14 protein-coding genes are annotated in these 14,902 nt (G+C 73.2%); 4 read left to right on the forward strand and 10 right to left on the reverse strand.

Going from position 1 to position 14,902, the window contains the following annotated elements; translation table 11 throughout:
* Window positions 1-111 precede the first annotated feature (111 nt).
* Entirely contained in the window at window positions 112-792 is a 681-nt protein-coding gene (locus ACZ79I_RS09215) for a class I SAM-dependent methyltransferase (protein WP_471495903.1), read from the reverse strand.
* Window positions 793-897: 105 nt separating this feature from the next.
* Window positions 898-1,884 carry an acyltransferase domain-containing protein gene (locus ACZ79I_RS09220; RefSeq protein ID WP_471504839.1) on the reverse strand — a complete coding sequence of 329 codons (987 nt, stop codon included), beginning with the start codon at window positions 1,882-1,884 and terminating at the stop codon, window positions 898-900.
* 110 nt (window positions 1,885-1,994) lie between these two features.
* Here ACZ79I_RS09220 and ACZ79I_RS09225 point away from each other — a divergent pair, with 110 nt between their 5' ends.
* The gene (locus ACZ79I_RS09225) at window positions 1,995-2,264 is read left to right on the forward strand and encodes a DUF6343 family protein (RefSeq protein ID WP_471495905.1); all 270 of its coding nucleotides are present in this window, start codon (window positions 1,995-1,997) and stop codon (window positions 2,262-2,264) included.
* A 36-nt stretch (window positions 2,265-2,300) separates the two neighbouring features.
* On the opposite strand, the gene ACZ79I_RS09230 is transcribed toward ACZ79I_RS09225, so the two are convergent.
* The 4 genes from ACZ79I_RS09230 to rpsA form a co-directional block, all read right to left on the reverse strand.
* Window positions 2,301-2,681 (reverse strand): tetratricopeptide repeat protein, encoded by a 381-nt coding sequence (locus ACZ79I_RS09230; protein WP_381078546.1) that lies wholly within the window; start codon window positions 2,679-2,681, stop codon window positions 2,301-2,303.
* Between the two features lie 50 nt (window positions 2,682-2,731).
* Window positions 2,732-3,340: a dephospho-CoA kinase gene (coaE, locus tag ACZ79I_RS09235; protein ID WP_471495907.1), complete on the reverse strand. Its 609-nt coding sequence runs from the start codon at window positions 3,338-3,340 to the stop codon at window positions 2,732-2,734.
* Between the two features lie 107 nt (window positions 3,341-3,447).
* Window positions 3,448-4,386: a PAC2 family protein gene (locus ACZ79I_RS09240; RefSeq protein WP_471495909.1), complete on the reverse strand. Its 939-nt coding sequence runs from the start codon at window positions 4,384-4,386 to the stop codon at window positions 3,448-3,450.
* 567 nt (window positions 4,387-4,953) lie between these two features.
* Window positions 4,954-6,444 carry a 30S ribosomal protein S1 gene (gene rpsA / locus ACZ79I_RS09245; RefSeq protein ID WP_471495911.1) on the reverse strand — a complete coding sequence of 497 codons (1,491 nt, stop codon included), beginning with the start codon at window positions 6,442-6,444 and terminating at the stop codon, window positions 4,954-4,956.
* Between the two features lie 352 nt (window positions 6,445-6,796).
* Here rpsA and ACZ79I_RS09250 point away from each other — a divergent pair, with 352 nt between their 5' ends.
* Window positions 6,797-7,660 carry a class I SAM-dependent methyltransferase gene (locus ACZ79I_RS09250; protein WP_471495913.1) on the forward strand — a complete coding sequence of 288 codons (864 nt, stop codon included), beginning with the start codon at window positions 6,797-6,799 and terminating at the stop codon, window positions 7,658-7,660.
* 70 nt (window positions 7,661-7,730) lie between these two features.
* On the forward strand, window positions 7,731-10,238 hold the full coding sequence (gene hrpB / locus ACZ79I_RS09255) for an ATP-dependent helicase HrpB (protein WP_471495915.1): 2,508 nt from the start codon (window positions 7,731-7,733) through the stop codon (window positions 10,236-10,238).
* Here the strand turns inward: hrpB and pgfA are convergent.
* The 3 genes from pgfA to ACZ79I_RS09270 all read right to left on the reverse strand — a co-directional run bounded on the left by pgfA (window position 10,228) and on the right by ACZ79I_RS09270 (window position 13,328).
* Window positions 10,228-11,220 (reverse strand): cell envelope lipid trafficking protein PgfA, encoded by a 993-nt coding sequence (pgfA, locus tag ACZ79I_RS09260; RefSeq protein ID WP_471495917.1) that lies wholly within the window; start codon window positions 11,218-11,220, stop codon window positions 10,228-10,230. The two genes, hrpB and pgfA, sit on opposite strands and share 11 nt — an antisense overlap.
* Window positions 11,221-11,290: 70 nt before the next feature.
* Complete coding sequence (locus ACZ79I_RS09265; RefSeq protein ID WP_388372235.1) at window positions 11,291-11,425, reverse strand: SPW_0924 family protein; 135 nt, start codon at window positions 11,423-11,425, stop codon at window positions 11,291-11,293.
* A gap of 169 nt (window positions 11,426-11,594) precedes the next feature.
* On the reverse strand, window positions 11,595-13,328 hold the full coding sequence (locus ACZ79I_RS09270) for a lytic transglycosylase domain-containing protein (protein WP_471495919.1): 1,734 nt from the start codon (window positions 13,326-13,328) through the stop codon (window positions 11,595-11,597).
* A 269-nt stretch (window positions 13,329-13,597) separates the two neighbouring features.
* Between ACZ79I_RS09270 and ACZ79I_RS09275 the strand changes: the two genes are divergently transcribed.
* A complete protein-coding gene (locus ACZ79I_RS09275; RefSeq protein ID WP_471495921.1) occupies window positions 13,598-14,470 on the forward strand; it encodes a DUF4184 family protein in 873 nt (290 codons plus the stop codon).
* Here the strand turns inward: ACZ79I_RS09275 and ACZ79I_RS09280 are convergent.
* Window positions 14,467-14,850: a hypothetical protein gene (locus ACZ79I_RS09280; RefSeq protein ID WP_471495923.1), complete on the reverse strand. Its 384-nt coding sequence runs from the start codon at window positions 14,848-14,850 to the stop codon at window positions 14,467-14,469. The genes ACZ79I_RS09275 and ACZ79I_RS09280 overlap by 4 nt on opposite strands.
* Window positions 14,851-14,902: the final 52 nt, after the last annotated feature.

The following is a 14,902-nucleotide window of genomic DNA, read 5'->3' on the forward strand; positions in this document are numbered from 1 at the left end:
GTCACAGAGGCAGACCGGCCCGCACGCCTGGACTCATCGCTTCGCGCCGATTCTCTCCGCCCGAGGCCCGTTCCCCACTGCCCCACTGCCCCACTGCCCCTGCCGGCACCTCTACGTCCGCAGCACCGCCCTCACCCAGATCCGGTCCTGCGTGAGGTACCGGTCCACGGCCAGCCCTGCCTCCGCGAGCGCCCCCTCGAACTCCTCCCTGCTCAGCGGCCTCGACAGGAACGTCTGAGTCCAGGTCGCGTCCGGGAACTCGTACTCGGCGCGGACCAGGTCGACCCCGTCCCCCACCGGCCGCGCCGATACGATCCGTATCGTGAGGCCGCTCGGGTCGACGCGCTCACGCGGTACGTTCGTGTGGTAGTCCTCTCCCTCGCGCTGGACCAGCACGCACCCGTCGTCCGCCACGTGCCGGGCGCACGCCCGCAGCAGGCCCTGTCGCACCCCGGTGTCCCCCGCGTGCACGAGGAACGACGCCAGCATCACCACGTCGAACGTCTCGCCGAGGTCGAGGGCCTCGATGGGACTGCATATCGTGCGTGCCCCCCGCACGCGCTCCAGCATCTCCCGCGACTCGTCCACCGCCGTGACCGTGAATCCGCGCTCCAGCAGCGGATGGGTCATGCGTCCCGCCCCGCTGCCCAGCTCCAGGATGTGCGCGCCGGCGGGCACGGCCGCGGCGATGATGTCCGGCTCGTCCCCGGCCGGCAGCCGCGCGTACAGCTCGACCGCGCAGCCGTCGGGTGTGATGGGGCCGGGCCCCGTCCCCTCGTATCCCTCTCGCATGTTCGGGCTCATATCCGTCCAACGGGCCGCCCGCAGCGCTCCGTTCCTCTTTCGTGTTCACCCGATGAGGTGAAACGTGCGGTGTCGCAGGACCCCGGTGACCGGTCACAGCGCGAACCAGCCCTGCGCTCCGTACCAGTGCCCGCCGGCGCGCAGATGGTCCCCCACGGCCCGCTCGACACCGCTCCGCCGGGGCAGCTCCGCCACCGCGAGCTCCGGGTCGCCGAAGACGAAGCCGACGGGCGCCCCGTCGTCGGGGACGGTTTCCACGGAGGTGACCTCGAAGCGGTCCTGGAAGCGGATGGTGTTGGAGTCGGCCGGCAGGTACCGCCTCAGCTGGGGATCCAGCAGCCAGGAGTGGCAGACGGCGATCTCGTGGTGCTCGTCGGGATAGTGACGCGCGAAGAACTCCCGGGCCAGCGCCAGGGACCGCTCGCAGGCGGACGGCGAGAGCGGGCCCCGGAAGTCGGGGATGTGCACGCTCAGACAGGGGTCTCCGGGCCCCGGCCCGAGACCTGCGGCGGCGGCCGCCCGCCCGGTGCGCCGCCCCAGCCGAGCGCGCTGGAACTGCAGCCGCCCCAGCTGGAACAGCTCCCCGTGGAAGGGCAGCGCGATCCACCAGGGGAACAGCAGCCCCGGGGTGCCGCACCGCCGTCGGTGCACCGCGACATGCCGTCCGAGGTCGGCGAGCGTGCGCCGGGACACCTTGTCGGGGATTCCGCGCTGCCGGTGGTAGGCGCGCACGTACGGGAGCGCCGCGACGAAGAGGTACACGTGGAAGAGCCGCCCGGACTCCCCCGCCGACTCGGGGAAGGGCGGCGGCTCCCAGCTCCTCCCGATCTCCCCCATGTCCCGTACGAAGCGGCTGAGGCAGCGTGACAGCAGCGTCATCGTGTCGGCGTCCCGCCCGAACCGGGCGCGCAGCGCGACGAGCGCGTTGATGTCCTCGTGGGGCACGGACAGGTCGAGCAGGACGTCGGGCAGCTCGTCCGCGTCGGGCAGGACGGCCTCCACACCCGCCTCCCCGTCGTTCTCCAGGTCCCGCAGCCAGTCGGCGAGCCTCGCGTCCGCCCGCAGCGCCTCCAGCAGCACCCTCACCTCCCCCGTGGATCCGGCCGCCGCCTGTGCGCGGTGCGCGGATCGCGTCGTCGTGTCGTGGTGAACCTGCACCCCGAAGAGTACGTTTGCCCGTAGGAGCGGTGATGGCGATGCGTACCGGCAGTGAACCGACGACGGCGCGCAGTGCCCTGCGGGCGCGCATGTGGCTGAGCGTCTGGGGGCTGGTCTGGGCGACGTTCGGCACGGTCGTGTTCTCGCTCGTCGGACGGCCCGGCTGGGCCGCCGCGTGCGGTGTGCTGTGGCTGATCGTCACCATGGACATGACCGTGATCGTGCGCCACCTCCGCCAGGGCCCCCACTGGCAGCCGGGCCGGGACATCCCGCCGTACCTGCCACCGGATCGCCGCCCCTAGGCGGCGGCCGCGAGCGCCGCGGTCCCGCGTGCGGGGCTACGCGTCGAAGCGGGCCGCCTTCAGGTACTGCGGATTCGGGTCGAGCGCTGCGGCCAGCCTGAAGTGCCGTCTGGCCTGCTCCGGACGCGCCTGGCGCTCGTAGGTGCGGGCCAGCGCGAAGTGCGCGAACGCGTTGTCCGGCTCGCGCTCCAGCACGATGCTGAACTCCAGTTCGGCGGGCCGCAGTTGCGCCGCGGCGAAGAAGGCACGCGCGCGCAGCAGGCGCGCGGCCGTGTTCTCGGGATGGGCGGCTATCACGCCGTCGAGCAGCTTCACCGCACCGCGCGGGTCCCGCGCGGCGAGCAGCTGCTCCGCGGCACGGAAGTCGATGACATGCGTCTCCGGAGTACGTCCGGCCGAATCGCTGGTCTCGGGCACGGCAGAGTCCTTCCCTTGCTGCGGGGATTCAACGCCCCCGGCGGCCACCCCTATTCCTGCGACCCGTGGGCTCTTCGCACGAGATCCGCCCATACGTCCCTGACGCGCCGCTCCAGCTGCTCCAGGGGCACGTCGTTGTCGATGACGATGTCCGCGATCTCCAGGCGCTTCTCGCGCGCCGCCTGGGCGGCCATGCGCGCGTGTGCGTCCTGCTCGGTCATGCCGCGCAGGCGCACGAGCCGGTCGAGCTGGGTGGCCGGGCTCGCGTCGACGACGACCACGACGTCGTAGAGAGGAGCGAGCCCGTTCTCGGCCAGGAGGGGGACGTCGTGGACGACCACCGCGTCCTCGGCCGCGGCGGATTCGAGTTCGCGGGAGCGGGCGCCCACCAGGGGGTGCACGATCGCGTTCAGGGCGGCGAGCTTCTCGGGGTCGGAGAAGACGACGGAGCCCAGCTTGGGACGGTCGAGGCTGCCGTCCGGCGCGAGGACGTCCTCCCCGAAGGCCGCGACGACCGCCGCGAGCCCGGCGGTTCCGGGCGCGACGACCTCGCGCGCGATGCGGTCCGCGTCGATCAGCACGGCTCCGCACTCCACGAGCAGCCGTGACACCTCGCTCTTGCCGGCACCGATACCGCCGGTCAGGCCCACCTTCAGCATGACGGGAAGCCTACGGCCTGCCACCGGCACCGCGGCAGGCCGTGCGTCCGGCCGTCCGAGCGCCCGCCCGCCCGTGTGCCCGGACCGTGTGCCCGGCCACGGGTCGTTCAGCCGTCGCCCTCGCGTTCGGCCAGGAAGCGCTCGAATTCCCGCCCGATCTCGTCCGCGGACGGAATCTCGACGGGCTCCGCGAGCATGTTGCCGCGCGTCTCGGCGCCGGCGGCGGCGTCGTACTGGTGCTCAAGGCCCTGCACGAGCGCCACGAGGTCCTCGTCGCCCTCCCGGATCTGCCGCTCGATCTCCGTCTGCGTGCGGTGCGCCTGAGTGCGCAGCGCGTGCGCGACGCCCGGCAGTACGAGTCCCGTGGCGGCCGTGATGGCCTCCAGGACCGTCAGCGCGGCGTCCGGGTACGCGGAGCGGGCGATGTAGTGCGGGACGTGCGCGGCGACGCCCAGGACGTCGTGTCCGGCCTGCATGAGCCGGTACTCGACCAGGGCCTCGGCGCTGCCGGGAACCTGTGCCTCCTCGAAGGGGCTGCGGTGCCCGGGAACGAGGTCGGTGCGGTTGCCGTGCGGGGTGAGGCCCACCGGGCGGGTGTGCGGCACGCCCATGGGGATGCCGTGGAAGTTCACGGACAGGCGGACGCCGAGCCGCTCCACGATCTGCCGGACGGCCACGGCGAAGCGCTCCCACTCCACGTCCGGCTCGGGTCCGGACAGCAGCAGGAAGGGCGCTCCCGTGGCGTCCTGGACCAGGCGCACGTCGAGGCCGGGGTCCTCGTAGTCGGTCCAGCGGTCGTGCCGGAAGGTGAGCAGCGGGCGGCGGGCGCGGTAGTCCACGAGCCGGTCGTGGTCGAAGCGGGCCACAACCTGCTGGGGGAGCGCGTCGAGGAGCCGGTCCACGATCTGGTCACCGGTCTCGCCGGCGTCGATGTACCCGTCGAAGTGGTAGAGCATGACCAGGCCCGCCGACTCCTGGGCGAGTGCCGTGTCGACCACGGCGAGGCCCTTCGGCTCCCATGCGTACAAACCCTGCGGATCAAGCACTGTGACCGCTCCTCCTCGTGTCCGTACTGCTCAACAGGCCCCAGGGCGCGGGCATTCCCGCCCGCGCCCGTCGCTCCGGTCCGATGCCTCTCACTGCCCTGCCGGGCCGTGCCCATGGCTTCACGACGCCCGGCACGCGCGTGTGGAGCGCGGTCACCGCCTTGCGGGCCGGAGGCGATGCGCCGTGCTGCCAGGCATGGGGGTGGGTGAGCCCCGGGTGAGCCGGTCGCCGGGCACACCAGACCCGCCGGTGGTCGAACGGCCGCCGCGGAGGGTGGAGTTGCGGCGGCCGGTACGGTCGCTGGCACGGTTCCTGGCCTCCAGGACCGTGCAGTCGTAGCCCGCCTTGCCGAGTTCGTACACGCAGACGTGCTCGGCGACGCCGCCGCCCGTCGTTCGTATGCCCCCGTGTTTCCCTCCCCGCACACAGGGCGCGGGAGGCCGCCTCGGCGCCCCGCGGGCGCGCACCGCGGGTCCCGGGAACACGGCTGCGGGCCCGCACCCCGAAGGGTGCGGGCCCGCAGTCATCGGCTCACTCGGCGGCTGTGAGTCTCCCGGCGGGAAACCTCAGCTCTGGCCGCCGGCCAGCTTCTCACGCAGGGCCGCCAGGGCCTCGTCCGAGGCGAGGGCACCGGAGTTGTCGCCGCCCTCGGAGGAGTACGAACCGCCGGACGCAGCCGGAGCGGCGGCCTCGCCACCCTCGGCGGCGGCAGCGGCGTCCGCCTCGCGGGACTTGATGACCTGCTGCTGGTGCTGCTCGAAGCGGGTCTGCGCCTCGGCGTACTGGTGCTCCCACTCCTCGCGCTGCTTCTCGTAGCCCGGCAGCCAGTCGTTGGTCTCCGGGTCGAAGCCCTCGGGGTAGATGTAGTTGCCCTGGTCGTCGTAGGACGCGGCCATGCCGTACAGGGTCGGGTCGAACTCGACCGCGGCCGGGTCGGCGCCGAAGGACTCGTTGGCCTGCTTCAGGGACAGCGAGATCCGGCGACGCTCCAGGTCGATGTCGATGACCTTGACGAAGATCTCGTCGTTGACCTGGACGACCTGCTCCGGGATCTCCACGTGGCGCTCGGCCAGCTCGGAGATGTGGACCAGACCCTCGATGCCCTCGTCCACGCGGACGAACGCACCGAACGGAACCAGCTTGGTGACCTTGCCCGGCACGACCTGACCGATCTGGTGGGTGCGCGCGAACTGCTGCCACGGGTCTTCCTGGGTCGCCTTCAGCGACAGGGAGACGCGCTCGCGGTCCATGTCGACGTCGAGGACCTCGACGGTGACCTCCTGGCCGACCTCGACGACCTCGGAGGGGTGGTCGATGTGCTTCCAGGACAGCTCGGAGACGTGGACCAGACCGTCGACGCCACCCAGGTCCACGAAGGCACCGAAGTTGACGATCGAGGAGACCACACCGGAGCGGACCTGGCCCTTCTGCAGGGTCGTGAGGAACGTCTGGCGGACCTCGGACTGGGTCTGCTCCAGCCAGGCACGGCGGGACAGGACCACGTTGTTGCGGTTCTTGTCCAGCTCGATGATCTTGGCCTCGAGCTCCTTGCCGACGTACGGCTGGAGGTCGCGGACGCGGCGCATCTCGACGAGGGAGGCCGGAAGGAAGCCACGGAGGCCGATGTCGAGGATGAGACCACCCTTGACGACCTCGATGACGGTACCGGTGACGATGCCGTCCTCTTCCTTGATCTTCTCGATCGTGCCCCAGGCACGCTCGTACTGGGCGCGCTTCTTCGAGAGGATCAGGCGGCCTTCCTTGTCCTCCTTCTGGAGGACGAGGGCCTCGATCTCGTCGCCGACGGCAACGACCTCGTTCGGGTCGACGTCGTGCTTGATCGAGAGCTCGCGGCTCGGGATGACACCTTCGGTCTTGTAACCGATGTCGAGCAGGACCTCGTCCCGGTCGACCTTCACGATGACGCCGTCGACGATGTCGCCGTCGTTGAAGTACTTGATCGTCTCGTCGATCGCTGCGAGGAAGGCTTCCTCGTTACCGATGTCGTTGACCGCTACCTGCGGGGTGGTGGCGGTGGTCTCGGTGCTGCTCGTCATGTGGGAAAGGGCTCCGGTACGGACATTGAAGTCGTAGGCACTGCTTACGCCGGGAGCCCGTTTCGCTCTGCAGAAGCCGGACAGCCTAGGAAGCGCCACTTTTGGACACCGGGTGCCCGGTGGCGCCTCGACAACCGAGGGGACATACAACAGATGCGAGCGCAGCCTGCTACGTCTGAGGTGCGCAGGCCCGCAGCGCAACTTGTAGCATACGGGGGCAGCCGGACAGGGTCAATGCGCGAAGAGGCACAGCCGGGGCGGATCGCCGCATTCCCGGCACAAGACCCCGCGCGGCACCACCCGTTCACCGGACAACCGTACGCGGCCGCACGGGTGCGGGGACACCTCTTCCGTGACACCGCCGAGACGGGTCGGACGGAAGATTACGACGAGGGAGCCGATCATCCAAGAGCCCGAACAGTTCGAACCGGAAGCCACCCGGCGTCCGGCCGGAGTCACGGAGAGTTCCCGGGCCAGCCGGGGCTGGTGGGACCGGAACGCGGACGAGTACCAGACCGAGCACGGCACGTTCCTCGGGGACGACCGCTTCGTCTGGGGCCCCGAGGGCCTCGACGAGGTCGAGGCCGGGCTGCTCGGCCCACCGGAGGAGCTCAAGGGCAAGGACGTGCTGGAGGTCGGCGCCGGCGCGGCGCAGTGCTCGCGCTGGCTGGCCGGCCAGGGGGCGCGTCCGGTGGCCCTGGACCTCTCCCACCGCCAGCTCCAGCACGCACTCCGCATCGGCGGGGCCCGCTTCCCCCTGGTCCAGGCCGACGCGGGCGCCCTGCCCTTCCGGGACGCCTCCTTCGACCTGGCGTGTTCCGCGTACGGGGCGCTGCCGTTCGTCGCGGACCCGGTCCTGGTGCTGCGGGAGGTGCACCGGGTGCTGCGGCCCGGCGGCCGCTTCGTGTTCTCGGTGACGCACCCCCTCAGGTGGGCGTTCCCGGACGAGCCGGGGCCCGAGGGCCTGACGGTGGCCGCCTCGTACTTCGACCGCACGCCCTACGTCGAGCAGGACGAGCGGGGCCGTGCCGTCTACGTCGAACACCACCGGACGCTCGGCGACCGGGTCCGGGACGTCGTGGCGTCGGGTTTCCGGCTCGTGGACCTGGTCGAGCCGGAGTGGCCCGCCTGGAACACCTCGGAGTGGGGCGGCTGGTCGCCCCTGCGCGGCGGGCTGATCCCGGGCACGGCGATCTTCGTGTGCGAGCGGGGCTGAGGCGGCCACCACCGCGAGCGGGACCGAGACGGCGGGCCGGCCGCCGAGGAGCGACTGGAACACTGGTGCGGTGATCCGCCACGACGAGCTCGGCCGCCTTCCCGTCCGCTCCGCCGTGCCCGCTCTCCGGAGCGCGCTGGACGAGCGCGGTGCCGCGGTGCTGTGCGCGCCGCCCGGTACCGGCAAGACCACGCTCGTGCCGCTGGTCCTCGCCGGGCTCGTCGGCGGCGGCCCGGCACGGCGTGTGGTCGTGGCCGAGCCGCGCCGGATCGCCGCGCGTGCCGCGGCGCGCCGCATGGCGTGGCTGCTCGGGCAGACGCCGGGCGGCAGCGTCGGGTACACCGTGCGCGGCGAGCGGGTGACCGGGCCGCACGCGCGCGTGGAGGTCGTCACGACGGGTGTGCTGCTGCAGCGGCTGCAGCGGGACCAGGAACTGGCGGGCGTCGACGTGGTGATGCTCGACGAGTGCCACGAGCGGCACCTGGACGCCGACACGGTCGCGGCCTTCCTCCTCGACGTGCGGGAGACCCTGCGCCCGGAGCTACGGCTGGTGGCGGCCTCCGCGACGACGGACGCCGGGGGCTGGGCGCGGCTGCTGGGCGGGGCACCGGTCGTGGAGGCGGACGGCGTCTCGCACCCCGTCGAGGTCGTGTGGGCGCCGCCCGCCCGTCCCCTGCGGCCGCCGCACGGGTTGCGGGTGGACCCGGCGCTGCCGGCGCATGTGGCGGCGGTGGTGCGGCGGGCCCTCGCCGAGTGCGCGGGGGACGTGCTGTGCTTCCTGCCCGGGGTCGGGGAGATCGCGCGTGTGGCGGGGCGGCTCGGGGACCTGGGCGATGTCGAGGTGCTCCAGGTGCACGGGCGGGCGCCGGCGGCCGTGCAGGACGCGGTGCTGTCCCCCGGCGCCGGGCGGCGTGTGGTGCTGTCGACGGCCGTCGCCGAGTCGTCGCTGACCGTGCCCGGGGTACGGGTGGTCGTCGACTCGGGGCTGGCGCGGGAGCCGCGGGTGGATCACGCACGGGGGCTGAGCGCCCTGACGACGGTGCGTGCCTCGCAGGCGACGGGACGGCAGCGTGCGGGCCGTGCCGGGCGTGAGGCGCCGGGCCGGGTGTACCGCTGCTGGTCCGAGGCGGAGGACACGCGGCTGTCCCGGTTCCCGGCGCCGGAGATCCGGCTGGCCGATCTCACGGCGTTCGCACTGCAGGCGGCGTGCTGGGGCGACCCGGACGCGTCCGGGCTGGCGCTCCTGGACCCGCCGCCCGGCGGGGCGATGGCGGCGGCACGGTCGGTGCTGACGGCGATCGGCGCCGTGGACCCGGCGGGCCGTGCCACCGGACGTGGCGCGCGGATGGCCCGGCTCGGTCTGCATCCGCGGCTGGCCCGGGCGCTGCTGGACGCGGCCCCCGAGATCGGCGCGGAGCGCGCCGCGGAGGTGGTCGCCCTGCTCAGCGAGGAGCCGCCGCGGGAGTACGGGGACGATCTGGCGGCGGCGTGGCGGGCGGCCCGGCGCGGAGGCGACGCGTACGCGGCCCGCTGGCGGCAGGAGGTGCGCCGGCTGCGGGCGGCGGGCGGCCTGTCCCGCGACGCGGACGGGGCCGGGCAGGCTCCGGACGACCAGGTCGCGGGGCTCGTCGCCGCCCTGGCCTTTCCCGAGCGGCTCGCGCGGGCCGATGGCGGTTCGTACCTCATGGTGAACGGCACCCGCGCCGAACCGGGGGCCGGGTCGGGTCTGCGCGGTGCGCCCTGGCTCGCCGTCGCCGTCGCCGACCGGCCCGTGGGAGCGGGGCACGCGCGCGTGCGGCTCGCCGCCGTGGTGGACGAGGGCGTGGCGTGCCGGGCCGCCGCGGCGCTGCGCTCCGAGGCGGACGAGGTCCGCTGGAGCGGAGGGGACGTCGTGGCCCGGGGCGTGGAGCTGCTCGGGGCCGTCGAGCTGACGGTGCGGCCGCTGCGGGAGCCCGCACCCGCGGCCGTACGCCAGGCCCTGCTCGACGGGCTGCGGGAGGAGGGGCTGGGGCTGCTGCGGTGGTCCCCGGAGGCCCGGGTGCTGCGGCAGCGGCTCGCCTTCCTCCGGATGCGCCTCGGTGGGCCGTGGCCGGACGTCTCCGACGACGCGCTGCACGCGCGCGTGGACGCCTGGCTGGAGCCCGAGCTGAGCCGCGCCCGGCGGCGCGCCGATCTGGCGCGCATCGACGCCGGAGACGCCCTCGCCCGGCTGCTTCCCTGGGCCGGCGGGGATGCGGCCCGCCTCGACGAGCTCGCGCCCGAGCGGATCACCGTGCCGAGCGGGTCCAGGATCCGGATCGACTATGCCGATCCCGAGCGGCCCGTCCTCGCGGTCAAGCTGCAGGAGATGTTCGGGCTCCAGGAGTCACCCCGCGTCGCCGGGGTGCCCGTCCTGGTCCATCTGCTCTCCCCCGCCGGGCGGCCGGCCGCCGTCACGGCCGATCTCGCCTCCTTCTGGCGGGACGGCTACCGGGCCGTGCGGGCCGAGCTGCGCGGCCGCTATCCCAGGCACCCCTGGCCCGAGGACCCGGCCGGCGCGGAGCCGACCCGGCACACCAACGCGCGCCTCAGGCGGTGACCGGCTCCGGCTCCGCGGCCTCGGCGGGCGCCGGATCTCCGGGGCGGCGGCCGCGCGCCTCCAGCCAGAGGGACAGGCACAGCAGGCAGGCGCCCAGCACGAGGAAGCCCCACGGCAGGTAGGACGTCAGCATGAGGATCAGCAGACGGTTGTGCTTGACGAGCGCGACCGTCGACCGGATGTAGTCCTCGCGCATCTTCACGTGCCCGGCGAACGCCGTGACCCGGTCTCGGCCCCCCAGGAGCGTGCCGCCGCGCAGCTCCTCCTTGTGGATCTCCTCGCCGTACACGGGTGCGCCGGTCACGGGTTCGACCCAGAACCTGCGGACCGTGGTGTACCAGCGGGTCGTGCCCGTCTTGGCGACCGACTCGGGGGTGATGCCCTGGACGGGCATGGTCCTGGGGAAGGAGACCTTGGTCCAGGGGATGGTCTGCTCGAAGTAGTAGACCTTCAGGCCGCGGAAGGTCCGGGTGCCCCGGTAGTGGATGGGGGCCGTGGTGCGCGTCTGCGCGTCGAAGTACTCGTAGTCCCTCTTCTGCGTCAGGAAGGGCCACTTGAACTCGATGCCGTCGCGGCGGACCGGGTCGCCGTCGACCATCTCGCCGGTGGCGTGGACGGGTTCCTGGCTGTGCGCGTCGAAGATGTAGCGCTCGGGGATGCGGGAGACCATCTTGCCGTCCGGCCCCTGGACGTAGGACAGGCCGTCCCAGACGACGACGTCCCGGCCCGCCGTCCTCTCGATCTTCTCCGATGCCTCCACGTCGCCCTTGAGGGTCTGCACGATGGTGACCTCGGGGACCGTGCGGGCCTTCATGGTGCCGTAGTCGAGCAGGGTGGCGTTCCTCGCCTCCAGGACCACGGCCTGGTACTGGTTCGCGGGGATCTTGGCCAGGCGCGGAAAGGCGTACCAGCGCAGCAGCGGGGACAGCGCCGTGAAGAACACGGCGAAGGCGAGCAGGACCAGACCGGCCTTGCGGCGCATCTCGGCTTCCTCCCTGTGCGTGCGGTACGGGTTCCCGGGCCCGTGCGTCATGTCGCCCGGGCCCGGTGCGTCACGGATGACTGGGGACCGTCGTCAGCAGCGGTTTCGGGGAGGTCGTGCCGGACGGTGAGCCCATGGCCGTCATGGTGAACACCAGGGCGAGCGCCACCGCGAGACCGATCGCGGCTGCGACGAGGGCGCGCATACGGGCCTCCCCGGGCCGGAGCCAATGCATCTGATAGTTCGTCAGGTCCGGCACCGTAGCAACGGGCGCGCGAGATGAGAACACGTCGCGCGCACAGTCCCGCACACGACGGCGGCGCCCCTCCTCGCCGGAGGGGCGCCGCCGTCGTGTGCGGGCGGACCGGACCGCCCTAGGAGGTGGATCCCGCCGACGGAGTGGCCGGCGGGGTGGTGGTGGCCGGCGGGGTGGTGGCCGGTGCCACCGCCAGTTCGACCGTCAGGGTGGCGCCGCCCGCGGTGGTGATGCGCAGCAGGAACGTGCCGGTCGTGTCGTCGGCGTACAGCTTCGGGAGCTTCAACAGCCCGTCGGCGTCGGTCGTCAGCCCCGTGAGGGTGCGTACGGTCTTGCCGTCGGCGTCCTTGAAGTAGGGGCCCTTGTCGTTCTCGGCCGGGTCGTCGGCCGCCTTGACGAGGGTCGCCGTGGCCGCGACACCGTCCGCGGCGGCGCCCTTGTACGTGGCCTTCACCTCGACCTGGTCGGCGAACTCGCCGCCCGGGGTGCAGCTCAGCGGGGTGTCACTGGTGCGCGCGAGGGCATCGGCCTGGCGCTCGGTGACGGTCGCCGTGTAGGCGAGGCCGGTGACCGTGCGGCCCACCACGAGGGCGCGGACCGCGAAGGCACCGGTCTTCTCGCCGGCGACGAGCGCGGGAGCGGTGGCCTTTCCCGCGCTGTCGGTGACGACGGTCGCCACCTTCTCGCCGCCGGTGAAGGCGGCGTCCGTGTCGCCGCTGATCACGAACCGGACGCGGACCTTCGGCACGGCCTTGCCCGCCTTGGTCACGGCCTTCACCACGATGTCGTGGTCGAACGTGTCGCCCGCCATGGCCGAGAGACCGCCGGTGCCGCCGTCCGCCAGGTGGTCCACGGTGTCGGTGCTGGTGGGGGGCGGCGTCGGCGGCTTGGTGGGCTTGCCGGGCGACGACGGAGGCGTGCTCGGCTTGGCGGGACCGCCGGTGGCGGGCTTCGCGGGCTTCTTCGGCGGCCGGGTGGGCGTGGTGCCGGGGCCGGAGGTGGCGTCGCTGCGGTGCGAGGGGAGCCTGCCCGAGCCGTCCGGGATGGAGTGCGTGCCCTTGCGGTAGTACTCGTACCAGGACAGGACGGTGTTCAGGTACGCCTGCGAGTTGTTGTAGCCCAGGATGGCGGCGTTCATGTCGGTCTGGACCGACAGGTCGCGGTCTGCGCGGCAGAGGTAGTGGGCGGCGGCGAGGGCCGCGTCGTAGACGTTGTTGGGGTCCTTGACGCCGTCGCCGTTGCCGTCGCGGCCCGCCCAGGACCAGGTCGAGGGGATGAACTGCATGGGGCCGACCGCGCGGTCGTAGGTGCTGTCGCCGTCGTAGGCGCCGTGGTCGGTGTCCTTGATGCGGGCGAAGCCGTTGCCGTCGAGGACGGGGCCGAGGATCTTCGAGTAGGTCGTGCCGTTCGCGTCGACCCGTCCGCCACGGGCCTGGCCCGACTCCACCTTGCCGATGGCGGCGAGGAGTTCCCAGGGCAGGTTGCAGCCCGGCTTGGACTGCCGGATCTCCGCTGCGGCCTTCTTGTAGGCGTCGAGGACGGTGGCGGGTATGCCGCCCTCACCGGAGGTGTCGGTGGTGGGGCCCGTGCTCGCGGCGGGCGGGTCGGTGGGGCTGTTGAGCGGCGGGAGATCGGTGTAGTAGCCGCCGTTTCCGGTGGCGGTGTCGTCGCCGCCCCGGCCCGCACCGGTGTTGTCGGCATCGGGCGTGGCCTCGGCGCCGGTGGTCCGTCTGCCCTGGTCGTCGGTGGTCACTCCCGGAGCCTGGGACGCGGCCAGAGCCGCGACCGCCGCCGCGGCCACCGCTGTGGTTGCCGCACCCTTGCGCAGCCTCCTGCCGAAATGCGCCGCCATTGAGCGAATCCCTCCCGTCGACGACCCTGCGTGTGCGGTTGTGCTGGTGCCCGTGTCCGGCCGCGCCCGGCGCGGCGACCCAGTGACACTACGACAACTTCCCTTGCCCGGACACCTGCTGGTGCCCGGTTTTCACCGGTTGTCCATGTGGCGTTGGCCCGGGTACGGGACCCGGGTGGAGCGCCTCACCCTTTTCTTGCGTCCCTCATACTGACGTTTGTGATCGCCGGGTGGTTGTACCCGGCCAGCTTCTGCCGCGGGGGCCGACCTTGCCGTTCACTCTGAGCCATGCAGCGGCCGTGCTCCCGGCCGTGCGCCGCGACGGGTCGGGCCGGGGGCGGCTGGTGCCCGCGGTCCTCGTCGCGGGTTCGTTCGCGCCCGACATGACCTATTTCGCGGCGAGCATGGTGCCCGGAGCGATGGAGTTCGGCACGGTCACGCACTCCTTCGCCGGGGTGTTCACGGTCGACGTGCTCATCGCCTGGGCCCTGGCCGGGGCATGGCTGGTACTGCGGGAGCCGCTGGTGGCGCTGGTGCCGCGGGCGGTGCGGGGGCGGGTCGCGGTCCTGGTGCGCTGTGGCGCACCCCGGCGAAGGCTCTCGCCTGCGCCGGCCGTCCGGTGGTATGTCTCCGCGGCGCTGGGCGCGCTGACGCATGTCGTGTGGGACGCGTTCACGCATCACGACCGGTGGGGGGTGCGGCTGTTTCCCGTGCTGGGGCGGGAGTTCGCCGGCGCGCCGCTGTTCTGGTACCTGCAGTACGGGAGTTCGGCGCTGGCGGCCGTGGGGATCACGGTGTTCGTGACGGTCGCACTGCGGCGGACGCCGGCCCGATCGGCCCGGGTGCCGGGGGTGCCGGTGCTGTCGCGGGCCGACCGGTGGCTGGCGGGCGCGGTGATCGGCGGCTGCGCGGTGGCGGGGGCGGTGCAGCGGGCGTCGCGCTGGTGGGACTACTGGGGGGCGACCGCGAAGCCGTGGGAACTGATCCCGACGGTGTGCTTCGGCTCGGGCGCGGGTCTCCTCGTCGGGCTGGCGCTGTACTCGGCGGGGGTCAGGGGATGGCGTCCGGCCACGGCCGGCCATGACCGGGCGGGCACCGGGCCCCGTCGGCCGGTGTCCCGCCGCCCGCCGCCCGCCGCCTAAACGGAGCGGCCCGGGAAGCCGCGGCGGGCCGACGGTCCACGCACCTTCCCCCGGACCCGGGCGAGGACGGCGCGCACCCGGGAGGCGGCAGCGACGCCCGGCGGGCGGGCAGGCCGGGGGCGGACACCGGCGCCGACGGGGCCGGAGGTGTGCGGCGAGGCCGGCGACAGGGCCCTGAGGCGCGGGACGAACACGGTCCGGACGGTGCGGAGGCCCTGGCAGATCCGGACGGTGCATCCGAGGAGCCGGGCCGAGCCGTGTGAGGCGGGCACACGGACCGTGCTCGCGCCGAGGGCGTAGGCCGGGACGGAGGGCACCGGAGCCGCGAACACCGCGGGCACGGGGGTCGCCTTCCGGCGAGGGAACGTGCGTATACCCATGGCCGCCTTTGTACGCCGGCCCCGGCGGAACGGCGTCTTCACGGGGGCCGCC

Source organism: Streptomyces sp. PSU-S4-23 (assembly GCF_055632315.1).